Raw genomic sequence first — 21,601 nt, forward strand, 5'->3', positions numbered from 1 at the left:
GGCCGGAGCCGGAGGGGCGGTTCGGCCAGCGGCTCGGTTGGTACTGCGCCGAGCGCGGTGAGGAGCGGACGAGCCTGCTCCCCGCGGGCAGGACGCTCGCCTTCGCCGCGCAGGGGGAGCGGCGCTGTCTGGGGGTGCGGCGGTCCGGCCGCTGGATCGTGTGCCCGTACGACGCGGTGCTCGACGGTGCGGGCGCCAAGGACCAGTGCGCGCGCTGCGTCCAGCTGGACCGGTCGCGTTCGGTGGCCGCGGACACCATGGCCGACGATCCGCGTCCGTACGGCGTCTATCTCGCGTACTTCGGGCCCGGCCTGCTGAAGGTGGGGATCACGGCTGCCGAGCGGGGGGCGGCCCGGCTGGTGGAGCAGGGCGCGGTGGCGTACGCACGGCTGGGGCGCGGGCCCTTGATGGCGGCGCGGCGGGCGGAGGCGGTGCTGGGGAGCGCGCTGGCGGTGCCCGACAGGTTCACGAAGTCGGCGAAGCGGGCGGCGCGCGGGGCGCTGCCCCCGGTGGCGGACCGGGTGGCCGAGCTTGCCCGACTGCACGCCAGGGCACAGGAGCCGGCGCTCTGGCCGGAGACGCTGGAGCCGGTGGAGTTCGCGTGTACGGACCATACGGAGCTGTTCGGGCTCGATCGGATTCCGGGTGAGGTGGCGGAGCTGGGCGGGATGACGGCGGGGGCGGAAGTGGTGGCGGAGGTGCTGGCCGGGGTGGGGGCGGATGTGTATCTGCGGTTGGCGGGGGAGTGGGGGCGGGGGCAGGGAGAGGGGCCGGGGCAGGGCGTCGGTGGGGTTGGTGGGGTGGTTGCGGTGATGGATGCGCGGGTGTTGTCGGGGTGGGTGTTGGGGGCGGCTGGGGGGCGGGTGACGACGGTTCCGGTGCGGGCCGCGGTGGCTGGGGTGGGGGAGCGGGAGGGGGGTGGGCAGGAGGGGTTGTTCTGAGCGGGGGCCGGGTGGGGGCCCGGCGGGGAGTGTTGGCCGGGGGTGGAAAGTGGCTGATGGGGGTTGTTCCGGGGGCTGGTGGGGGCGTTAGATGCATGGTGCAGGTAGCTGGTGCATGGTGCAGGTAGCCCGTGCCGGGCGGGGTCCGTAGGGGCGCAAACGTAAGGGGAGGGGCCCGGCGTGGCGGACGGTGATGAGCGGGTCGGCGCATTCTGGCGGGAGTTGGGGCTGCCGGGGCTGATCGATGTGCACACGCACTTCATGCCCGAGCGGGTGATGGCGAAGGTCTGGGCGTACTTCGACGCGGCCGGTCCGCTGGTGGGCAAGGCATGGCCGATCGCCTACCGGTTCGAGGAGGACGAGCGGCTGGCGGTGCTGCGCGGCTTCGGGGTACGGGCCTTCACCTCGATGATCTATCCGCACAAGCCGGGGATGGCGCAGTGGCTCAACGGCTGGGCGGCCGGCTTCGCGGCCCGTACGCCCGGCTGTCTGCGGACCGCGACGTTCTTTCCGGAGGACGGTGCCGCCCGGTACGTATGCGACGAAATCGCGGGCGGGGCACGGGTCTTCAAGGCGCATGTGCAGGTGGGCGGGTACGACCCGGCCGATGCGCAGCTCGAACCGGTGTGGGGTGCGCTTGCGGAGGCAGGCGTGCCGGTGGTCATCCACTGCGGCTCGGGACCGGCTCCCGGTAAGCACACCGGGCCCGCCCCGATCGCGCGGCTGCTGGCCCGCCATCCCCGGCTGCGGTTGATCATCGCCCACATGGGGATGCCGGAGTACGCCGACTTCCTGGACCTCGCACAGCGCTATCCCGGTGTGCACCTCGATACGACGATGGCCTTCACCGACTTCTCCGAGCGGGCCGCGCCGTTCCCACGGGAGGAGCGCGCTCGGCTGAAGGACCTCGGCGAACGGGTGCTGTTCGGCAGCGACTTCCCCAACATCCCCTACGGATACGCGCATGCGCTGGAGGCACTCACCCGGCTGGAGCTGGGCGAGGAGTGGCTGCGGGGGGTCTGTTACGGGAACGCGGCGCGGTTGTTCGGCGTGTGAGCGGGGCGGGTCGGGACGGCGAGCGGTGGGGTGCGTGCCGGGGCTGCCGGGCGTGCCGGGGCGGGGTCAGGGCGTGAGCGGGGTGGCGGCGGCCGCGGCCAGGTGAGCCATGGCCACGCCCAGATCGGCGAGGGTCTCCTCGTCCGCCACGCGTTCGGTGGCCGGGTCGATCTTCGGGCCGATGGCGGGGATTTCACGGCACGCGGCAGTCACGACCTCGCCGGTCATCATGCGCAGGGTCTCGCGGAGCTGGGCGTTGGCGTGGTCGCCGCCGGTGGGGAACGGTGACGCGGTGACCACCGCGACGGGCTTGTTGACGCATTCGCCGCTGCTGACCAACCAGTCGAGCGCGTTCTTGAGGACGCCGGGGACACCGTGTGCGTACTCGGGGCTGACGAGGAGCAGGGCGTCGGCGGCGGCGACCGCGGTGCGCAGGGCGGCGACGGGGGCGGGGGGCGTGACGTCCTCGCCGTCCAGGTCGGGATTGAAGTGCGGGAGCGCGCCGATGTCCGCGAGGGCGGTCGGGCCGTCCCAGAGGGCGAGGGCGGAGCGCAGCACCGCGCCGTTGGAGGAGCGTGCCCGCAGACTGCCGGAGAGGGCGAGGAGTCTCATGGTGTGACGGTACGCGGCACTCGGGAGGGGGAGCGGGCAGGGGACGGGCGGACGGGACGGCGGGGGGACGGGGCCACGGGACCAGCGAGGGGACGGGGCCACGGGACCGGCGACGGGACGGGCTGTGTGGGGTGTTGCGGTGGGGGTCCGTGGTGGTGTCGGCGGGCGTCCGCGGGGGTGTCGGTGGAAGTCCGTGGAGGTGTCGGTGTGGGAGCCGAGGTGGTGTCGGCGGGGTGCCGGGTGGGGCTGCGTACGGAGCGAATGTGCTGGTCAGGGCGATTGTCAGTGGCTGGTGCGATGCTTTGCATGTGGTGATCGACCTGGACCGCGCGGGGGGCGGCCCAGGTCGGTCGAGGACGCGCACGGCCGGGGTGGGACGGCCCGATCGCACCCGGCGAGCCAGCCCCGACGGGCAGGCTCTGGCAGGCCGTTGGTGGTTCAGCCGGGGGTTGTCGCTGGCGGGCTGCCGCTGGCGGGCTGCCCCTGGTGGGCTGCCGCTCTTGGGTCGGTGCGAGGGCTGGAGCGGGGTGGGGTGGGGCGGGGCCCCCGGGGGGAGGGGGAAGCGACGCAAGGGGGATTCTCAGGAAATTCACAGAAAGGCGCAAGGAAGCTTTCACGGCGGCGTCCCAAGCTCGCGGACATGACCGTGACTTCGTCGTCCTCAGCGTCGTTTCGTACGCCGGCTTCGGCCTCGTCCTCCAGGGGCGCGCCCGCGAAGCAGCCGGAGCTGTTGCGGGCCGACGGCAGTCCCGTACGGGTCCTGGTCGTGGACGACGAGTCGTCGCTCGCCGATCTGCTGTCGCTCGCGCTGCGTTACGAGGGCTGGGACATCCGGGCGGAGGGGGATGGCGCGAGCGCGTTGCGCTGCGCCCGGAGTTGGCGGCCGGATGCGGTCCTGCTCGATGTGATGCTGCCGGACATGAACGGGCTGACGGTGCTCGGACGGCTGCGGCGTGAACTGCCGGACGTACCGGTGCTGTTCCTGACCGCCAAGGACGCGGTCGAGGACCGGATCGCCGGGCTCACGGCGGGCGGCGACGACTACGTCACCAAGCCGTTCAGCCTGGAAGAGGTCGTGGCCCGGCTGCGGGGGCTGCTGCGCCGGGCCGGAGCGGCCGCCGCGCGGAGCGAATCGCGGCTGACGGTGGGCGATCTCGTGCTCGACGAGGACAGCCATGAGGTGTGGCGGGACGGCCAGGAGATCCATCTGACGGCCACCGAGTTCGAGCTGCTGCGCTATCTGATGCGCAATCCGCGGCGGGTGCTGAGCAAGACGCAGATCCTCGACCGGGTCTGGAGCTATGACTTCGGCGGCCAGGCCAACGTCGTGGAGCTCTACATCTCGTATCTGCGGCGGAAGATCGACGCGGGGCGGGCGCCGATGATTCACACCCGCCGGGGCGCGGGCTATCTGATCAAGCCCGGTGGGTAGAGGAGCGACCGGGCGGGCGGCCGGCCGGACGGGGAGCGGGAAGCCTGCCACGACATCCGGGCGGCGTGAGCCGAGCGAACCGGACGAGACGCTGGAGCCGCAGCAGCCGGCCGAGCGGGCCGAGCGGGCCGAGCGGGCCGAGCGGGCCGAGCGGGACAAGTGGGCCGAGCGGGACAAGCGGGCCGAGCCGGCCGAGCCGGCCAACTGCCCAGACCAGCGGGCCAACCGCCCAGCCCAGCGGGCCAATCGCCCAGACCGGCGGGCTGAACGCCCAGACCACCAGGAAGACCGGCCTTCCGAGCCCCCCGACCCGCCCACCCCCACCACCCCGCCGCTCCCCACGGCCCCACCGCCCCAGCCCCTCCCGACAGCCCCCTCCGCCCCCGCCCCCCGTCGCCGCTGGTCCCTCCGTACCCGGCTCGTCGTGTCGGCCGTGGTCATGATCGCCGCCGTCGGGGCGGTCATCGGGACGGTGACGACCATTGCCCTGCACGCCTATCTGCAGGGGCAGTTGGACCGGCAGGTCAAGGACTCCGTGCACCGGGTGGAGGCTCCGCGGCCGCACGATCCGATGCGGCCGCAGGGCAAGGACCTGGACTTCGTGGCGCTCGGGGGGCAGCCCCTGGGGACGGTGGGGGCGCGGATCGGACCCGACGGGACGGTCCAGGACGGGGCGCAGCTGAGCAACGCGACCAAGCGGCTGCCGGAGGACCGGCTGGCGTCGTTGGACGGGAAGCAGCTCGCCGCGCTGAACGCGGTCCCGCGGGACGGCAGGCCGCACACCGCCGAGGTGCCCGGGCTCGGTGACTACCGGGTGCAGTCCGGCAAGCACGGCTCGCTGGTGCTCGGCCTGCCGCTGGGCTATGTCCAGGACACGGTCGGCCGGCTCGTCCTCATCGAAGGGTGTGTGACGCTCGCCGGGCTGATCGCGGCCGGGATCGCGGGGTCCGCGATGGTCGGTATCGCGCTGCGGCCGCTGCGCAGGGTCGCCGCGACCGCCACCCGCGTCTCCGAACTCCCGCTCCACCGGGGCGAGGTGGCGCTGCATGTGCGGGTGCCGGCGTCCGAGTCGGACGGGCGGACGGAAGTGGGGCAGGTCGGTGCGGCGCTGAACCGGATGCTGGGGCATGTCGGTGCGGCGCTCTCGGTCCGTCAGGAGAGCGAGATGCGGGTCCGGCGGTTCGTCGCCGACGCCAGCCATGAGCTGCGCACGCCGCTCGCGTCGATCCGAGGCTACGCCGAGCTGACCCGGCGCGGCCGGGAGCAGCCGGGACCGGAGACCCGGCACGCGCTGGGGCGGATCGAGTCGGAGGCGGAGCGGATGACGGGGCTGGTGGAGGACCTGCTGCTGCTCGCCCGGCTCGACTCCGGGCGGCCGCTCTCGTATGCGGGCACTGATCTGTCGCCGCTGGTGGTCGATGCGGTGAGCGATGCGCGGGTGGCGGGACCCGGTCACCGGTGGCGGCTGGAGCTGCCCGACGAGCCGGCGCTGGTGTACGGCGACGGCGGGCGGCTGCACCAGGTCCTGGTGAATCTGCTGGCCAACGCCCGTACCCATACGCCGGAGGGGACCACGGTGACCGCCCGGGTGCGCGCGGCAGGCCGGTGCGGCGCGGTGCGGCTGGACGTGCAGGACGACGGCCCCGGCATTCCGGCCGGGCTGCTCCCGCATGTCTTCGAGCGCTTTGCGCGGGGCGATGCCTCGCGCTCGCGGACCGCCGGGAGCACGGGGCTCGGCCTCGCCATCGTGCAGGCGGTGGTCGCCGCGCACGGGGGCACGGTCGGGGTGGAGAGTGTGCCGGGACGGACCGTCTTCACGGTGACGCTGCCGGCGGCCGCGTCGGACGCCGCCGGGCCGCCGGGCGAACCGCCCGCGCCCCCCGCAATCCCACCCCCACCCACACCCCCAGCCCCCCGCTCATAGCCCAGCCACAGCCTCAGCACACCGCCGTGACAGCGGGGTTGGCGAGTGTCGCGAGCATGACGACGACACAGCCGCCCGGCCAACCGCTGGGCTCCCTGCCGCCCCGCGAGCCTCTGCGGCCCGGCCAGATCAGGACCGTGCTGGATGTGGTGGTCCCCGTCCACAACGAGGAGCGCGACCTCGAACCCTGTGTGCGGCGCCTGCACGCGCACCTCGTCCGCACCTTCCCGTACACCTTCCGGATCACCATCGCCGACAACGCGAGCACGGACCGTACGCCGGAGGTCGCCGCCCGGCTCGACGAGGCGATCGACGAGGTCACGGCGGTGCGGCTGGAGGAGAAGGGGCGCGGGCGGGCGCTGCGCACGGTGTGGTCGCTGTCCGAGGCGCCGGTGCTGGCGTATATGGACGTCGATCTGTCCACCGACCTCAACGCGCTGCTGCCGCTGGTGGCGCCGCTGATCTCCGGGCACTCGGATCTGGCGATCGGCTCCCGGCTCAACCGCGGCGCCCGCGTCGTGCGCGGGCCGAAGCGGGAGTTCCTCTCGCGCGTCTACAACCTCATTCTGCGCGGCTCGCTCGCCGCCCGCTTCTCCGATGCGCAGTGCGGGTTCAAGGCCGTCCGGGGTGACGTCGCCGCGCGACTGCTGCCGATGGTCGAGGACACCGGCTGGTTCTTCGACACCGAGCTGCTGGTCCTCGCGGAGCGGGCCGGGCTGCGGATCCACGAGGTGCCGGTGGACTGGATCGACGACCCCGACAGCACCGTGCACCTCGTGCGGACGGCCGCCGACGACCTCAAGGGCGTGTGGCGGGTGGGGCGGGCGCTGGCGACCGGTGCGCTGCCGCTGGACCGGCTCGTCCGTCCGTTCGGGGACGATCCGCGCGACCGCGAGCTGTCCGGGGTGCCGGGCGGGCTGGCCCGTCAGCTCGTCGGCTTCTGTGTCGTCGGCGCGCTGAGCACCCTGTGCTATCTCGGCCTGTACTCCCTCTTCCGGCTCGGGGTGGGGCCGCAACCGGCCAATGCGGCCGCCCTGTTGGTCTCGGCGCTCGGCAATACGGCCGCCAACCGGCGGCTGACCTTCGGCGTACGGGGCCGGGGCCGGGCGGTCCGTCACCAGGCCCAGGGGCTGCTGGTCTTCGCCATCGGGCTTGCCCTGACCAGCGGTTCCCTCGCCGCTCTCGACGCCGCCGGCGCCACCCCGGCGCACGGCACCGAACTCGCGGTGCTGGTGGCCGCCAACCTCGCGGCGACCGTGCTGCGGTTCCTGCTCTTCCGCGCCTGGGTCTTTCCGGACCGTGCGCGAGCGGACGAGACCGCCGCGGTGCCACCGCCCGTCCCGCACGACCGCAACGACCTCTCCAGGAGCGCCCGATGACCCCGCACCCACCCGGTACGCCGGCCCGGCCGCCGTATCCGACCCCCGAGACGTCACCGGAGGGAGCGCGGCCGGCGGCGTCCCGGGAGCCGTCCGCCGCGCCGCCGGTGGCCGACCCCCGCTGGGCGCGACCTGCGCTGCTGGCGTTGTTGCTGGTCACGGCGGTGCTCTACCTCTGGAGCCTGTCCTCCTCCGGCTATGCCAACCAGTTCTACTCGGCCGCCGTGCAGGCCGGCAGCGAGAGCTGGAAGGCCTTCTTCTTCGGCTCCTCCGACGCGGCGAACGCCATCACCGTCGACAAGCCGCCGGCCGCGCTGTGGCCGATGGCGCTGTCGGTACGGTTCTTCGGGCTCGGCTCGTGGGCGATCCTGGTGCCCGAGGCGCTGATGGGCGTGGCCACGGTCGGGGTGCTGTACGCGGCCGTGCGGCGGCGGTTCGGGGCGGGCGCCGGGCTGCTCGCGGGCGGCGCGCTGGCGGTGACGCCGGTCGCGGCGCTGATGTTCCGGTTCAACAACCCCGATGCGCTGCTGTGCCTGCTGATGGTGTGCGCCATCGCCGCCGTACTGCGCGCCCTTGCGGACGGCCGTACGAGGTGGCTGGTGCTGGCCGGGGTCTGCTTCGGGCTCGGGTTTCTCACCAAGACGCTCCAGGCGTGGCTGATCCTGCCGGCACTCGCCGCGGTCTACGCCTGCTGTGCACCGGTCGCGCTGCGCAGGCGGTTCGGCCAGCTGCTGCTCGCCGGGCTGGCGATGGTGGTGTCCGGCGGCTGGTGGGTGGCGGTCGTCGAGCTGTGGCCGGCGTCCTCGCGCCCGTACATCGGCGGGTCGCAGCACAACAGCTTCCTGGAGCTGACCTTCGGCTACAACGGCCTCGGGCGGATCAGCGGCAACGAGACCGGCAGCGTCGGCGGTGGCGGCCGCCCCGGTGGCGGCGGTGGCGGATGGGGGCAGACCGGGATCACCCGGCTGTTCTCGGCCGACATGGGCGGGCAGATCTCGTGGCTGCTGCCCGCGGCGCTGATCCTGCTGGTCGCGGCGGTGTGCGTGCTGTGGCGGGCCCGGCGCGCGGTGGCCGCCGAACAGGCCGCTCAGCGCGCGGAGTTCCTGGTCTGGGGCGGCGCGCTGCTGATGACCTTCACGATCTTCAGCTTCATGTCCGGGATCTTCCACCAGTACTACAACATCGCGCTGGCCCCGTATATCGCGGCGCTGGTCGGGATGGGCGCGGCGCTGTTGTGGCGGCGCGGCGGGCGGCTCGCTCCGCTGGTGCTGGCCGGGACGGTCGCGGTGACCGCCGGCTGGTCGTTCGTGCTGCTGAACCGGTCGCCGGAGTGGCTGCCGTGGCTGCGCTGGACGGTGCTGGCGCTCGGTCTGCTCGCGGCGGCCGGCCTGCCGGCGACGGCCCGGGTGGGGGCGGCCGAGGCGGCGGCAGCGGACGGCGGGGAGGCCGCGGGACGGGACGGAGCGCCGCGGGGTATCGCGGACCGGCGGATCGCGGTGCTCGCGGCCGGGCTCGCGGTGGTGACGGCGCTGGCCGGACCGGTGGCGTACACCCTCGATACGGTCAACACCCCCAAGGGCGGGTCGATCATCACGGCCGGGCCCGCGGTACGGGGTGCCATGGGCGGGCCCGGCGGCGGCTTCCCGGGCGGCCGGCGGGCCGGGATGTGGCGTGGCAACCATGGTGGTGCGCCGGGTGGTGCACCGGGCGCGGGCCAGGGGGGTCCGGGCCTGCCGCCGGGCGCCGGCGGCCCGGTCCGCGGCGGCAAGCAGGGGAAGTGGCAGGGCCTCCCGGGCGGCTTCGGCCGGCGCCGCGGGACGGGTGGTCTGCTCAACGGCAGCAAGGTGAGCGACCAGGCCAAAGCACTGGTGGAGAAGGGCGCGGAGCACTACACCTGGGCCGCCGCGGCCATCGGCTCCCAGAACGCCGCGAGCTATCAACTCGCCACCCAGAAGCCGGTGATGGCGATCGGCGGGTTCAACGGGAGCGACCCCTCGCCGACCCTCGCCCAGTTCACGCGGTGGGTCACGGACGGGAAGATCCACTACTTCATCGCGGGCGGGCGGGGTGGGCCCGGAGGCGGCAAGGGCGGTCCCGGCGGTGGGCAGGGCGGTCCCGGCGGCGGCCGGGGCGGCCAAGGCGGCGGCAGCGGCGACTCCTCGAAGATCACCTCCTGGGTGGAGAAGACCTTCAAGAAGGTCACCGTCGGCGGCGCCACCTTCTACGACCTGACGCGAAAGGCCTGACCCGTAAGGCGCAACCCGTAAGGCGCAACCCGTAAGGCATGACCCGTAAGGCATGACCCGTAAGGGTCGATCCGCGCGGACGAGCCGACGGGCCGGTGCCAAGGCGCCCGCCTCCCCTCCCCCGGCACGCACGGAAAATGAAATGTACGGCGTATAACTCTCCCTGTACGGTGTAAAGCCTCTGCCCGCACCATACGCCGTACAGGGAGCCTGTATGTCCGCCGTGGCCTCCGAAGCCACCACGCTTCAGCCGACGGGCCGGCACGCCGCCCGTTGGCTGATCCTCGCCGTCATCTGCCTCGTGCAGCTGACCGTGATCCTCGACAACACCGTCCTCAACGTCGCCATCCCCTCGCTCACCGGGGAGCTGGACGCGACCACCGCCGACGTCCAGTGGATGATCAACGCCTACTCGCTGGTCCAGTCCGGTCTGCTGCTCACCGCCGGCAATGCCGCCGACCGCTACGGCCGCAAGAAGATGCTCGCCGCCGGTCTGGTGCTGTTCGGTCTCGCCTCGCTCGGCGCGGCCCTCGCCCAGTCGCCCGGCCAGCTGATCGCCGCCCGCGCCGGCATGGGCGTCGGCGGTGCGCTGCTGGTCACCACCACCCTCGCCGTCGTCATGCAGATCTTCGACGACGCGGAGCGGCCCAAGGCCATCGGCATCTGGAGCTCGGTCAACTCCCTCGCCTTCGTCGCCGGGCCGCTGATCGGCGGCTCGCTGCTGGACCACTTCTGGTGGGGCGCGCTGTTCCTGGTCAATCTGCCGGTCGCCGTCATGGCGCTGGCGGCCGTCGTCGCCCTCGTCCCTGAGTCCGGCAGCCGCGGTGGTGAGCGACCGGATCTGCCGGGTGCCCTGCTGTCCATGATCGGCATGGGTGGGGTGGTCTTCGCGATCATCTCCGGGCCGCAGGCCGGCTGGCTGTCCGGCCGGGTGCTGGTCTCCGCCGCCGTCGGGGCCGTCGGGCTCGCGGCCTTCGTACGGTGGGAGCTGTATGTCCCGTACCCCATGCTGGACATGCACTTCTTCCGCAACCGCCGGTTCATCGGCGCGGTCTCCGGCGGCATTCTCGTCGCCTTCGGGATGGGCGGCTCGCTGTTCCTGCTCACCCAGCACCTCCAACTGGTCCTCGGCTATGGTCCGTTGGACGCGGGGCTGCGGATGGCGCCGCTCGCCGTCACCGTCATACTGATCAACTTCACCGGGCTCGGCGCCCGGCTGATGCCCAGGGTCGGCACGCCGGGAATGATCATTTCGGGGATGTCGCTGCTCGCGGCCGGTCTCGCCGCCATAGCGCTGCTCGGCGGGCACAGCTACCCGGGCCTGCTGACCGGCCTGATCGTGATGGGCATCGGCATCGCGCTCGCCATGCCGACGATGGCCAACGCGATCATGTCCGCGATCCCGCCGGCCAAGGCCGGGGTGGGCGCCGGCGTCAACGGCACTCTGATGGAGTTCGGCCAGGGCCTGGGCGTCGCTGTCCTCGGCGCGGTCCTCAACTCCCGCTTCGTGGCGCTGCTTCCGCTGGTCGCGGCGGGTGCCGGCTCGCTGCCCGCGGCGCTCGCCAGGACCCGTACGGGTGCCGAACGGGCCGCCGTCCAGGACGCCTTCGCCGCCGGCATCGGCGTCAGCCAGCTGGCCGGCGCGGCCGCCGTCCTCCTCGGCGGGCTGCTCGCCGCCCTCCTCCTGAGCCGGGCCGAGCGCGCGGGCCGGGAGCAGGAGACGGCGGCCGCGCCGTCCGGCCCGGAACCGGCCTGAGCCGCGGCGGAATAGCATCGGCAGTGCAAGTGATCGTGAACAGCACAGCATCGTGAACGGCACGTCGGGGCCGTCCGTACCGCACCCGTACGGGACGGACCCGTACGGGACGACCCGTACGAGACGGACCCGACGATGCTCAGGGACAGGGAGGCGCCATGGCAGCGACGGACGGCCCCGCCGGAAAGCGGCCGAACAGCGTCTGGCTGACCGAACGCCCCCCGCTCAAACGGAAGGCGGACCAGCCGGCCGGACTCGGCCTCGACAAGATCGTCGCGGCGACGGTCCGGCTGCTGGACGCCGACGGCCTGGCCAAGTTCTCGATGCGCCGGCTCGCCGCCGAGCTCGGCGTCACCGCGATGTCCGTCTACTGGTACGTCGACACCAAGGACGACCTGCTGGAACTCGCCCTGGACAGCGTCATGGGCGAGATGCGGCTGCCCGACGAGGCCGAGCCCGACCGGGACTGGCGGGACCATCTGCGCTCCCTGGCCGGCGAATACCGCGCCCTGCTGACCGGCCACCCCTGGGTGGCCCGGCTGGTGGGCACGTACATCAACATCGGCCCGCACTCCACCGCCTTCTCCGACGCCAGTATGCGGGTGATGAAGGAGAGCGGGCTGTCGCTGGAGCAGATCACCGGCGGGCTGTCCGCCGTGTTCCAGTTCGTCTACGGCTTCGCCACCATCGAGGGCCTGTTCAACGCCCGTTGCGCGGAGGCGGGGGTGCCCGTCGACGAGTACTTCCAGCAGGTGATGACCGCCGTCCAGGGCCGCCCGGAGTTCGCGGAGACGCTGGAGAACTCCACCAAGATCATGGCGGCCCGCGGCGGCAGCACCGTATGGGAGATGCGCGACCGCGACTTCGCCTTCGCGCTCGATCTGCAGATCGCGGGCATCGAGGCGATGCGCGACCGGCCGGGCGACTGACGGGCGCGGGGCCGGGGGAGAGCGGAGGCGCTCACCCCATCGGCAGGCTCTCGCCCTGCACCGCCTGGATGTCCAGCTCGACCTTGAGCGTCGTCCCGATCGCCGCGATACCGGCCGCCACGACCTGGTTGTAGTTCATCTTGAAGTCCTCGCGGCGCAGTTCGGCGGTGGCGCGGAAGGCGGCGCGCACCCCGCCCCAGGGGTCGGGGCCGGTGCCGAGGTAGCTCAGTTCGAGGTCCACGGGCCGTACGACGCCGTGCAGCGACAGCTCCCCGTGCACCGTCCAGCGGTCCGGGCCGGCCGGTGTCAGACCCGAGCTGCGGTAGGTGAGTTCCGGGTACTCCTCGACGTTCAGGAAGTCCTCGGAGCGCAGATGGCCGTCGCGCATCCCGTTGCCGGTGTCGATGGAGGCGGCCTTGATGTCCGCCTCGACCCGCGACGCCGCCAGGTCCTCAGCGATCTCGATCCGGCCGCCGAAGTCGGTGAACCGGCCGTGCACGCTGGAGATCCCCAGGTGCTGGGCGACCGCGGCCACCGTCGAGTGCATCGGGTCGATGGTCCATGCGCCGGGCGGCGGCAGCTCGGCCCCGCCCTGCCGCGCCAGGACGACGCTGCCCACGTCCATCCGGCCGCTTGCCGTCACGATCGCCGTGGCGGCGGCCGGCGCATAGCCGACGGCCGTCACGATGACCGTGTACGGGCCGGGGGCCAGCGGCTGTGCGCTGCGGACGGCGCCTTCCTCGTCCGCAGCCTCGCGCAGCACCTGCGCGCCCGTCATGTCGGTGACGGTCAGTACGGCGTGCTGGACGGCCCAGCCGTCCCGCGTGCGGATCTGGGCCCGCAGTCCCGCGCCCGTCGAAGTCATTGCCTCTCCCGTTTGTTGCCTGGTGGGGGTTGCCCCGTGCTGAGGGGGCTCCGGAGGCGGCGTGCAGGCCGTCCCCTGCCTGTGCGGCACGCCGCCGCCGGAGCCCTGGGGTCCGGGCCGGGGCGCGCCTCCGCTCAACGCGCGCTCCTGCCCGGGGTCTTGCCTCCCCGGAGATGCCCCGGGGCCCGGTGGGTCAGTCCCCGGGGTGTGCGAGGGCGACGTCGTATCCGTCGACCCCGCGTGCATCGACCGCAAGGCCGGTGGCGACCGGGGGGTAGCCGCTCGCGATGACCGTGTAGTCGCCGGCGTCCAGGTCGGTGAAGGCGTAGGCGCCGTCCTCCCCGGTCGTCGAGGTGGCCACGACGTTGCCCGCCGCGTCCACCAGCGTCACCCGCGCCTCGGCCAGCGGCCGGCCGGTGCCGCCCGCGCGGACGGTGCCCGAGACCCGCGCGCCGGCCAGCAGCTCGACCTCGATCCGGGTCGTGCCCTGGCCGCCGACCTCGACCGGCAGCGCGGCCGGGCGGTGGTGCGCGGCGTTCACGGCGACGGTGAAGGTCCCCGGTGCCAGCTCGTCGAAGCCGAAGTGGCCCTCGGCGCCGGTCCTTCCGGTGGCCAGCACCTCGCCGCGGACATCGGTGACGACGACCATCGCGCCCTCGACCGGCTCCCCGGTGGCCGCGCTGCGGACCTGGCCGCCGAGGCCGCTGACGCCGCTGAGCAGGATGTCGTAGCTGTGCGGCGCCTCGCCGACGACGACCGTGGAGGCCTGCGGCTGGTGGCCGTCGGCCGCGGCGATCAGCACGTACGAGCCGGCGCCGGGGGCGTTCAGCACGTACGAGCCGTTGGCCTGGGCGACCGCGCGGCCCAGCTGCCGCCCGCCGAGCGAGATCAGCGTCACCGCGGACCGCGGCACGGGTGCGCCGTCCGCGGTGCGGACGAAGCCGTGGACCGCGGAGCCGGTGGGGGTGGCGTCCCCGCCGCCGGCGGAGGCGTACGCGGCCGGCGGCCGGGTGGCCGTCGCGGCGGCCGGCTGGGCCCAGGAGGGGATGTGCGCGTCGTCGTCGGGGGCCACCGAAGGGGCGCCCACCAGGGCGGGCTCCCGCTCCTCGGCCGGCGCCGCAGCGGCGGCCTGAGCCGGGATGCCGGTGAGTGACGGGGCGGCCGGCGCGGTGGCCGCCGCCTCCTCGCCCTCGGATCTCTGCTGCAGTCCGCCCCGCGTCTTCAACGCGACCTCCTTGATGAACAGGGTGACGAGGAAGGCGAGCAGCGCACAGGGCGCCGCGTACAGGAACACGTCGCCGACCCCGTGGCCGTAGGCGCTCTGCATGACGGTGCGCAGCGGCGCCGGGAGGGCGTCCAGGTCCGGGATGCCGCCGCCGCTGTTGCCGGCGGCGTGCGAGGCGGCCTTGGCGGCCTTGGGGCCGAGCTCGGCCAGGCCGTCCTTGACGTAGTGGGTGACGCGGTTCGCGAGCACCGCACCGAGCGCCGAGACGCCCACCGCACCGCCGAGGGAGCGGAAGAAGGTCACGACGGACGAGGCGGAGCCGAGGTCCTCGGGGGCCACCTGGTTCTGCGTGGCGAGCACCAGGTTCTGCATCATCATGCCGATGCCGAGCCCCATCAGCGCCATGAACAGCGCGAGGTGCCAGTACTCGGTGTCGTAGCGGAGGGTGCCCAGCAGGCCGAGGCCCGCGGTCAGCAGCGCGCCACCGGCGACCAGCCAGGCCTTCCAGCGGCCGGTCTTGGTGATGATCTGGCCCGAGACGGTCGACGAGAGGAACAGGCCGCCGATCATCGGGATCGTCATGATGCCGGACATCGTCGGCGACTTGCCGCGCGCCAGCTGGAAGTACTGGCTGAAGAAGACGGTGCCGGTGAACATCGCGACACCGACGAACAGCGAGGCCACCGAGGCCAGGGTGATCGTCTTGTTGCGGAACAGCCGCAGCGGGATGATCGGCTCCTTGGCCTTGGCCTCGACCAGGACGAACACCGCGCCGAGCACCACCGCCCCGCCGACCATCGCGGCGGTCTGCCACGACATCCAGTCGTACTTGTCGCCGGCCAGCGTCACCCACACCAGCAGCAGCGAGACCGCCGCGCTGATGAAGAAGGCGCCCGCCCAGTCGACCTTGACGCCCTCGCGCCGGACGACCGGAAGCTTCAGGGTCTTCTGCAGCACGATCAGCGCGATGATCGCGAACGGCACACCGACGTAGAAGCACCAGCGCCAGCCGAGCCAGCTGGTGTCGGTGATGACCCCGCCGAGCAGCGGGCCACCGACGGTGGCCACGGCGAAGGTGGCGCCGAGGTAGCCGCTGTAACGGCCGCGCTCCCGCGGGGAGATCATCGCGGCCATCACGATCTGGGCCAGGGCGGACAGCCCGCCCACGCCTATGCCCTGCACCACACGGCAGGCGATCAGCATGCCGGTGTTCTGCGAGAGCCCGGCGACGACCGACCCGGCGACATAGATGACCAGCGCGAACTGCACCAGCAGCTTCTTGCTGAACAGGTCGGAGAGCTTGCCCCACAGCGGGGTGGTCGCGGTCATCGCCAGCAGCGAGGCGGTGACGACCCAGGTGTAGGCGCTCTGCCCGCCGTCGAGGTCATGAATGATCTCGGGCAGCGCGTTGGAGACGATCGTCGACGACAGAATGGCGACGAACATGCCGAGCAGCAGCCCGGACAGCGCCTCCATGATCTGACGGTGGGTCATGGGGGCCCCGTCGGAGGCGTGGTGTCCGCCCCCGTGCCTGGCGTGGCCGCCCCGCACACCGGCTGGTGTGGTCGTAGCCATGTGGTTCCTTTTCATCCTGCGGGTGTACGGGTGGAGTCGTGGTGCGCCCGGGGGCGGCAGTCGCCGAAGCTCGTACGGAGCCTGGCGAGCAGGTCGTTGAGGTGTCCGACGTCGGTGTCGGTCCAGTCGTGCAGATACCGGGCGAGCGCGGCCGTGCAGCACATGGCGATGTCCTCCAGGAGCTCCCTGCCGCTGGGCGTCAGCCGCAGCAGCCGGGACCGCTTGTCCGCCGGATCGGGCTCCCGCTCGATCCAGCCGCGCTCGGCGACATGGGCGACGTGCCGGCTGGTCACCGACGTATCGATGGCGAGCAGCTCGGCGAGCTGGCTCATCCGCATCTCGCCGTGCCGTTCGAGCGCGGTGAGCACGGCCGCCGAGGCGGGCGGGCAGTCCGGCGGCAGGGCCCGGCCCATCTCGCGCTTGACGGCGCCGATGGCGCTGAGCTGCCTGGCCAGCTCCTCGAACTGGCGGTGAGCGGCCACCGGCTCCCCCATCCATTCCCGACTTGGACCTTTGTTGCTTTAGGCAACCATAAGCCTGTTGGTTGCTGAAGGCAAACGAATTGGTTCGGGATTGAAGTAAAGGAAACGGAAACTCTCCGGCGGTCGGTGGTCAACGGCTGTGACGCGACCCGCCAAGGCGCAGGTCACGGGCGAGGGTGAGGCGACTGGCCGATTCCGGTCGGTAGCGGGACACCCCCAGACGACCTGCCCGCAACCCCGCCCACGCCCCGTACGCGGTCCGTCCCCGCTCCGTAGGCGCTCGCTGCGCGCCCCAGGGGTGCCCGTCCGCCCCCGGTTCGCTAGGGTCCTTGCCCATGGCGACCAACCCGCAGAACCAGGCCGGCGGCAACAACGACCCGGCCGGCAGCACGCAGATGTTCCGCGCCTTCGTGGACGAGGGCGGCACCCCGCAGGCCGGCAGCCGCCGTGCGCCGGCCCCGCAGCAGTCGTCCGGCCCCCGCGTGGGCGTGATCGTCGGCGTGATCGTCGCGATCCTGGTCGTCGCCGGCGCGGCCTGGCTGGCGCTGGCGTAACGGCCCGCACGTCCCTGTACGGGGGCCCGGCGCTCCGGGCTCCCGACCGCGGCCCGCGGCTCAGTTCGGGGCCGCAATCCGTTCCGCCGACCGGTGCGCCGCCTCCAGTACGCCGGTCAGCTCGCCGTGGACCAGCCGCCCCGCGCGCTTGACCGCGCGCCCGGCCACCAGGACCGTGTCGACGTTCCCGGGGTGCGCGGCGGTCACCACCGCCCCGATCGGATCGTGGCCCACCGGGGCGAGATTGACCGCATCGGCGCGCAGGAGTACGAGGTCGGCGCTCTTGCCGACCCCCAGCGACCCCACCTCGTCGCCCAGGCCGAGCGCCGCGGCCCCCTCGGCGGTGGCCATGCGCAGTACATCCGCCGCCCGGACCGTGGACGTCTCTCCGTCGCCCGCGCCGTCGAAGTGACTGCTCGTCAGCGCGGCGCGCATCTGCGAGAACATATCGCCCGGCGCCGAGGTGACCGCGTCCGCGCCCAGCCCCGTGGTGATGCCCGCCCGGCGCAGTCGCGGTGCCATCGGCGCACCGAACCGCATCGAGGCCTCGATCGCCGGGGTGATCGCCACCGCGCCGCCGGACTCGGCGATCAGCCGCAGCTCGGAGTCGGCCAGCGAATTGCCGTGCACGTAGAGGGTGCCGGGGGCGAGCAGCCCCTGCTCCCGGAGCGCGGCGACCGGTTCCTGTGCCACCGGCCCGGCCGACACATGGACGACGACGGGCAGCCCCAGCTCACGGGCGAGCAGCCAGTCCTCGCGCACCGTCTCCGGCGTGCCGAAGGACGGGCCGACGGGAGCCAGGGCCATCGTGACCAGCGCCTCGCGCGACGGGAAGTGCTCGGCGCGCACCCGCCGCACCCAGTCGGCCCGCCGGGCGCTCTCGTCGAAGACCGGGTAGCCGTAGCCGAACACGGCGCGGATGCCCGCTTCCCGCAGCGCCTCGACGGCGGCCGCGCCGTGCTCCGGTGAGTACTGGACGTGCGAGAAGTCCTGCACGGTGGTGATCCCCGCGTCCAGGCACTCCAGCGCGCCGAGGAGATTGCCGGTGTAGACGTCGGCGGGGGTGAAGCGGCCGGCGAGGTCGCCGAGGATCCGGCTGAGGTAGCCGTCGAGGCTCTCGTCGACCGCGGCCGAGCGCAGCACCGCCTGCCACAGATGCCGGTGGGTGTCGACAAAGCCGGGCAGCACGATCAGCGCACGGGCGTCGATCACCTCGAGCCCGGGCTCGGTGTCGTCGAGCGGCAGTCCGGCGCCCACGGCGGCGATCCGGCCCTCCTCGACGAGGACATCGGTGTGCGGGTGGACGGTGGGGTGGGGGTCGGTGTCGATGACCAGACCGCCGCGCAGCAGCAGGCGCGGGGTGCGGCGGCTATCGCTTCCCATGGCGGATCACACCTCTACACGCTCGGAAGAAAGCTTTGTAGAAAGCTATCATGGTGCTGAACTATCCTGCCGGACGTGACCGCAGCGCCCGGAACAGGACCCGACCCCGTAGATGCGCTGATGGACGCTTGGCGCACCGAGCTTCCGGACGTGCTGCGCCCCACGACGGAGCTGTCGAAACGGATAACGCAGCTGGCCGGCGCGCTGGACGAGGCCACCCGCGGGCTACTGCCCGAACTCGGCCTCACGGTCGCCGAGTTCGACATCCTGATCGCACTGCGCCGGGCCGGTGAGCCGTACCGGATGCAGCCGAACGAACTGGCCCGCTCCCTGCTGCTGTCCTCCGGCGGCCTCAGCAACGTGGTCAACCACCTCACCGGCCGCGGTCTCGTACGCCGCGAGTCCTCCCCGGACGACGGCCGCGCCACCATGATCCGGCTGACCCCGGACGGGGTGCACACCGCCGAGCACGCCGTCCGTGCCCACGCCGACGCCCACGAGGCCGTCTTCGCCGAGGCCTCCCCCACGGCCGTGCAGGCGGCCGCCCGGGCGCTGCGCGAGGTGGGCATACGGCCCCGCCCCGCCCTGCGACCGCTCCGCACCGGGCGGAATCGCAGCCGCTCGTGAGCGGTGCCGCCCGCCGATACGCCGGCGCGCCGGCTGCGGAGGCAGCCGGCGCGCCGGACGGAGCGGTGGGTGACCGGTCAGCCGTGGATCGGGTTGACGAAGGTGCCCGGGTGCGTGGCGCCGGACTGGTCCAGGATGGCGCCGCCGTACGGCCACTTCAGCTGGAAGTGCTGCGTCTGGTTCGGCGGGGTGATCAGCACCATGCCGGGCTCGATCTTCCTGTCCCCGTCGCGGACCGACGGCAGCAGGCGGATCGTGAAGGACGCGGTGCCGCCCGGCTTGAGCGTGACGCGGGCCGGCTTCTGGGCGGAGCGCGGCAGGTCGAGGGACCGGCCGTCGGTCCCCTTGATCTGGACGCCCGGGAAGCCGCTGAGGGTGCAGCTGCTGCTGCTGGTGTTTTTCAGCCACACGGCGGCGGTCTGCTGCGCGTCGCCGTGCATGTCCGGGACGCCGCCGCCCGAGGAGCCCCAGCCGGCCTGCAGGCCTGCGGTGGTGCAGCGGGCGGTGGCGCCGTGCCGGGCGGACGCGGGGCCGGCCTTCGCACCACTACCGGTGTGCTGCGAGGCCGAGCCCCGGCCGCCACCCTGCGCCGAGGCGCCCTGACCGGCGCCCGCACCGGAGGACCCCTGGGCCGCGGACGAGCCGCCGTTGGACGCACCGCTGTCGGACGAACCACCGCCGGACGCGGCGGCCGACGCGGCGGCGGACGGCGTCCCCGCAGCGTCGGACTTGCCGCCCTGGCACGCGGTGAGCGTCAGCGCGGCGGCGGCGATCACGGTGGCGGCGACGGTCTTGCGTCCGCGGTGAAGCGTGGTGTGGTGCGACATCGGTGTCCCCCTGGTGGTGTCGGTGCGTCCCGTCGTCCGGTGCGCTGATCACCACACTGACCGGCCCCGCTGTTGAACAGCTAACACCCCGCTAACGAACCGCTGTTGGGGGCAGCGGGCGGCCCCGTCCGGTCGACGGGCAGGATCTTGCGGACCTGCCCCGACCCTCCGGACCCGCCCCCTACGCCGCGTCGGCCGCCGCCTGGAGCGCGGCGATGTCGATCTTCTTCATGCCGAGCATGGCCTTCATGGCGCGGGTCGCCCGCTCCTGGTCCGGGTCGTTGAGCATCTCCGCCATCCCGCCCGGCGCCACCTGCCAGGACAGCCCGTACTTGTCCTTCAGCCAGCCACAGGGGCCCTCCTCGCCGCCCTCGGAGAGCTTGGACCAGTAGTAGTCGATCTCGTCCTGGTCGGCGCAGGTGATCATCAGCGAGATCGCCTCGGTGAAGGTGAACTCCGGGCCGCCGTTGAGCGCCACGTACTCCTGGCCGTCGAGCTCGAACTCGACCGTCAGCACGGTGCCCGCCGGGCGCGGACCGGCCTCGTTGAAATAGGTGACGTTCTTGATCCGCGAGTTCGGGAACACCGAGCAGTAGAACTCGGCGGCCTCCTTGCCCTTGGTGTCGAACCACAGGTTGGGCGTGATCTTGGGCATGGTCTTCTCCCTGGGACGGTTCGCTGCCGGTGGCTGCGTCTGTGCCTCTTTAGACCGTCGCACCCCTCGGAACTCATCGCTATCCAGGAAAGGATTTCGGGGGCCTCAGGGGCCTTCGAGGGCAGGCGCAGCGGGGCACGGCAGGCACCCCGGCCCCGGCTCCCGTCCGGGCGCGGACGGCGGCCCCCGGCGCCGCACGGCCGGCCGGGACTCCTACTTCCAGCTGAAGCCCACGTCCCTGGTGTCGAGGTGCATGCCCGCCGGCACCCGCCAGCCGTCCACGCACACCCGCCAGCTGCCGGACTTCTTCCGGTCCGGGGCGAGCGGCAGCGGCAGCTTGTGGGTGGAGGTGACCGTGGCCCAGTCGATGCCGAGGGCGCCGATGATGTGGGTGCCGAAGGTGACGGTCCCGGCGGTGACGGGCCGGTCGCCGGTATTGAGGAAGTCGAGGCTGACCTTCTCGCACCAGCGGACGTCGGTGTCGGCGAGCCGCGGCACGCCGATCAGGAGGCCGGCGGGGGCGCCCGGGCCGGGCGGGAGGGTCGGCGAGGGCGGCTCGGGAGAGGGCGAACCGTGCGGCGGGGGAGTGGAACCGCCCGATGGAGCCGGGGAGTTGGACGAAGACGGTGCGGGGGTCGGCGTACTGCCGCCGCCTTGGCCGGCGGGCGTCCCCGGGGATGGCGTGGTGCGGGCGCCAGGACCGTCGGGGGAAGCGGCGCCGCGGGCCGGGTCGCTCGTGCGGGAACCGGGGCGGGAAGAGGCCCTCGCCGCGGGCCGTCCGGAGCTCGTGGTGCCGTCGCTGCCGTCCGCGCTGTCGTCGTGTCCGCCGCCGTCCAGCGGCGTCAGCTCGACACCGTCCTGGGGCGGTACGGCACCGGTCGGCGTGCGGCCGTCGGCGGGGCCCGCCGCGCCCACCGCGGCATAGCCCTGCTCGGCCGCGTTCCCGCAGCCGGTGAGCAGAACACCCAGACACAGCACGGCCGCAGAGGCACGGGCAGCAGTCGTCCGTCGCATCGGGCCAGTGTTGCTGACAGGGTGTCAGGTGTACAGAGGGGGGACGGCAGGCGGCTCTCGTACGGGCGGGCGTGCGCGCCGTATGCGCCACGCCCCGCAGCCTCCGGTCCTCTGCAACT

18 protein-coding genes are annotated in these 21,601 nt (G+C 73.1%); 10 read left to right on the forward strand and 8 right to left on the reverse strand.

Translation table 11 applies throughout. The annotated features are described in order from the left end of the window. Both BKA18_RS19480 and BKA18_RS19485 read left to right on the forward strand, forming a co-directional pair. Window positions 1–941: DUF2797 domain-containing protein (locus BKA18_RS19480; RefSeq protein WP_429638441.1), on the forward strand; the 941-nt coding region annotated here is incomplete at its 5' end. 180 nt (window positions 942–1,121) lie between these two features. Continuing rightward, the gene (locus BKA18_RS19485; protein ID WP_366044003.1) at window positions 1,122–1,997 is read left to right on the forward strand and encodes an amidohydrolase family protein; all 876 of its coding nucleotides are present in this window, start codon (window positions 1,122–1,124) and stop codon (window positions 1,995–1,997) included. Window positions 1,998–2,063: 66 nt separating this feature from the next. On the opposite strand, the gene BKA18_RS19490 is transcribed toward BKA18_RS19485, so the two are convergent. Next, entirely contained in the window at window positions 2,064–2,609 is a 546-nt protein-coding gene (locus BKA18_RS19490) for an NADPH-dependent FMN reductase (RefSeq protein WP_366044004.1), read from the reverse strand. Between the two features lie 730 nt (window positions 2,610–3,339). Here BKA18_RS19490 and BKA18_RS19495 point away from each other — a divergent pair. The 6 genes from BKA18_RS19495 to BKA18_RS19520 all read left to right on the forward strand — a co-directional run bounded on the left by BKA18_RS19495 (window position 3,340) and on the right by BKA18_RS19520 (window position 12,275). Then, on the forward strand, window positions 3,340–4,041 hold the full coding sequence (locus BKA18_RS19495; RefSeq protein WP_006604280.1) for a response regulator transcription factor: 702 nt from the start codon (window positions 3,340–3,342) through the stop codon (window positions 4,039–4,041). A 439-nt stretch (window positions 4,042–4,480) separates the two neighbouring features. Beyond that, the gene (locus BKA18_RS19500; protein WP_366044222.1) at window positions 4,481–5,965 is read left to right on the forward strand and encodes a HAMP domain-containing sensor histidine kinase; all 1,485 of its coding nucleotides are present in this window, start codon (window positions 4,481–4,483) and stop codon (window positions 5,963–5,965) included. A 56-nt stretch (window positions 5,966–6,021) separates the two neighbouring features. Beyond that, a complete protein-coding gene (locus BKA18_RS19505; protein WP_366044005.1) occupies window positions 6,022–7,344 on the forward strand; it encodes a bifunctional glycosyltransferase family 2/GtrA family protein in 1,323 nt (440 codons plus the stop codon). After that, on the forward strand, window positions 7,341–9,590 hold the full coding sequence (locus BKA18_RS19510; RefSeq protein ID WP_366044006.1) for an ArnT family glycosyltransferase: 2,250 nt from the start codon (window positions 7,341–7,343) through the stop codon (window positions 9,588–9,590). The genes BKA18_RS19505 and BKA18_RS19510 overlap by 4 nt, the downstream gene beginning before the upstream one ends. A gap of 214 nt (window positions 9,591–9,804) precedes the next feature. Further along, the gene (locus BKA18_RS19515) at window positions 9,805–11,346 is read left to right on the forward strand and encodes an MFS transporter (RefSeq protein WP_366044007.1); all 1,542 of its coding nucleotides are present in this window, start codon (window positions 9,805–9,807) and stop codon (window positions 11,344–11,346) included. Window positions 11,347–11,504: 158 nt separating this feature from the next. Beyond that, window positions 11,505–12,275 carry a TetR/AcrR family transcriptional regulator gene (locus BKA18_RS19520; RefSeq protein WP_366044008.1) on the forward strand — a complete coding sequence of 257 codons (771 nt, stop codon included), beginning with the start codon at window positions 11,505–11,507 and terminating at the stop codon, window positions 12,273–12,275. Between the two features lie 31 nt (window positions 12,276–12,306). Here BKA18_RS19520 and BKA18_RS19525 read toward each other — a convergent pair whose 3' ends face one another. From BKA18_RS19525 to BKA18_RS19535, 3 genes are all read right to left on the reverse strand, one after another. Beyond that, entirely contained in the window at window positions 12,307–13,140 is an 834-nt protein-coding gene (locus BKA18_RS19525; protein WP_366044009.1) for a YceI family protein, read from the reverse strand. Window positions 13,141–13,333: 193 nt separating this feature from the next. After that, window positions 13,334–15,859, reverse strand: coding sequence for an MFS transporter (locus BKA18_RS19530; RefSeq protein ID WP_488169142.1), 2,526 nt, complete (start codon window positions 15,857–15,859; stop codon window positions 13,334–13,336). A gap of 92 nt (window positions 15,860–15,951) precedes the next feature. Continuing rightward, window positions 15,952–16,422 carry a MarR family winged helix-turn-helix transcriptional regulator gene (locus BKA18_RS19535; RefSeq protein WP_366044011.1) on the reverse strand — a complete coding sequence of 157 codons (471 nt, stop codon included), beginning with the start codon at window positions 16,420–16,422 and terminating at the stop codon, window positions 15,952–15,954. 335 nt (window positions 16,423–16,757) lie between these two features. Here BKA18_RS19535 and BKA18_RS19540 point away from each other — a divergent pair, with 335 nt between their 5' ends. Next, window positions 16,758–16,976 carry a hypothetical protein gene (locus BKA18_RS19540; RefSeq protein WP_006604271.1) on the forward strand — a complete coding sequence of 73 codons (219 nt, stop codon included), beginning with the start codon at window positions 16,758–16,760 and terminating at the stop codon, window positions 16,974–16,976. Window positions 16,977–17,036: 60 nt separating this feature from the next. Here BKA18_RS19540 and BKA18_RS19545 read toward each other — a convergent pair whose 3' ends face one another. Next, a complete protein-coding gene (locus BKA18_RS19545; RefSeq protein ID WP_366044012.1) occupies window positions 17,037–18,359 on the reverse strand; it encodes an amidohydrolase family protein in 1,323 nt (440 codons plus the stop codon). A 75-nt stretch (window positions 18,360–18,434) separates the two neighbouring features. Here BKA18_RS19545 and BKA18_RS19550 point away from each other — a divergent pair, with 75 nt between their 5' ends. Further along, window positions 18,435–18,986, forward strand: coding sequence for a MarR family winged helix-turn-helix transcriptional regulator (locus tag BKA18_RS19550; protein ID WP_366044013.1), 552 nt, complete (start codon window positions 18,435–18,437; stop codon window positions 18,984–18,986). 77 nt (window positions 18,987–19,063) lie between these two features. Here BKA18_RS19550 and BKA18_RS19555 read toward each other — a convergent pair whose 3' ends face one another. From BKA18_RS19555 to BKA18_RS19565, 3 genes are all read right to left on the reverse strand, one after another. After that, window positions 19,064–19,813, reverse strand: coding sequence for a DUF4232 domain-containing protein (locus BKA18_RS19555; protein ID WP_366044014.1), 750 nt, complete (start codon window positions 19,811–19,813; stop codon window positions 19,064–19,066). Between the two features lie 181 nt (window positions 19,814–19,994). Further along, a complete protein-coding gene (locus tag BKA18_RS19560; protein ID WP_006604267.1) occupies window positions 19,995–20,468 on the reverse strand; it encodes a VOC family protein in 474 nt (157 codons plus the stop codon). Between the two features lie 213 nt (window positions 20,469–20,681). Beyond that, window positions 20,682–21,482: a hypothetical protein gene (locus BKA18_RS19565; protein WP_366044015.1), complete on the reverse strand. Its 801-nt coding sequence runs from the start codon at window positions 21,480–21,482 to the stop codon at window positions 20,682–20,684. Window positions 21,483–21,601: the final 119 nt, after the last annotated feature.

The organism is Streptomyces auratus, from assembly GCF_050433025.1.
Taxonomy (GTDB): Bacteria; Actinomycetota; Actinomycetes; order Streptomycetales; family Streptomycetaceae; genus Streptomyces; species Streptomyces sioyaensis.

What these genes read in the sequence shown, in the direction of transcription:
- BKA18_RS19490 (WP_366044004.1), bottom strand. Translation starts at nt 2,609, where the DNA reads ATGAGACTCCTCGCCCTCTCCGGCAGTCTGCGGGCACGCTCCTCCAAC.
- BKA18_RS19500 (WP_366044222.1), top strand. Translation starts at nt 4,481, where the DNA reads ATGATCGCCGCCGTCGGGGCGGTCATCGGGACGGTGACGACCATTGCC.
- BKA18_RS19505 (WP_366044005.1), top strand. Translation starts at nt 6,022, where the DNA reads ATGACGACGACACAGCCGCCCGGCCAACCGCTGGGCTCCCTGCCGCCC.
- BKA18_RS19510 (WP_366044006.1), top strand. Translation starts at nt 7,341, where the DNA reads ATGACCCCGCACCCACCCGGTACGCCGGCCCGGCCGCCGTATCCGACC.
- BKA18_RS19515 (WP_366044007.1), top strand. Translation starts at nt 9,805, where the DNA reads ATGTCCGCCGTGGCCTCCGAAGCCACCACGCTTCAGCCGACGGGCCGG.
- BKA18_RS19520 (WP_366044008.1), top strand. Translation starts at nt 11,505, where the DNA reads ATGGCAGCGACGGACGGCCCCGCCGGAAAGCGGCCGAACAGCGTCTGG.
- BKA18_RS19525 (WP_366044009.1), bottom strand. Translation starts at nt 13,140, where the DNA reads ATGACTTCGACGGGCGCGGGACTGCGGGCCCAGATCCGCACGCGGGAC.
- BKA18_RS19530 (WP_488169142.1), bottom strand. Translation starts at nt 15,859, where the DNA reads ATGACCCACCGTCAGATCATGGAGGCGCTGTCCGGGCTGCTGCTCGGC.
- BKA18_RS19540 (WP_006604271.1), top strand. Translation starts at nt 16,758, where the DNA reads ATGGCGACCAACCCGCAGAACCAGGCCGGCGGCAACAACGACCCGGCC.
- BKA18_RS19545 (WP_366044012.1), bottom strand. Translation starts at nt 18,359, where the DNA reads ATGGGAAGCGATAGCCGCCGCACCCCGCGCCTGCTGCTGCGCGGCGGT.
- BKA18_RS19555 (WP_366044014.1), bottom strand. Translation starts at nt 19,813, where the DNA reads ATGTCGCACCACACCACGCTTCACCGCGGACGCAAGACCGTCGCCGCC.
- BKA18_RS19560 (WP_006604267.1), bottom strand. Translation starts at nt 20,468, where the DNA reads ATGCCCAAGATCACGCCCAACCTGTGGTTCGACACCAAGGGCAAGGAG.
- BKA18_RS19565 (WP_366044015.1), bottom strand. Translation starts at nt 21,482, where the DNA reads ATGCGACGGACGACTGCTGCCCGTGCCTCTGCGGCCGTGCTGTGTCTG.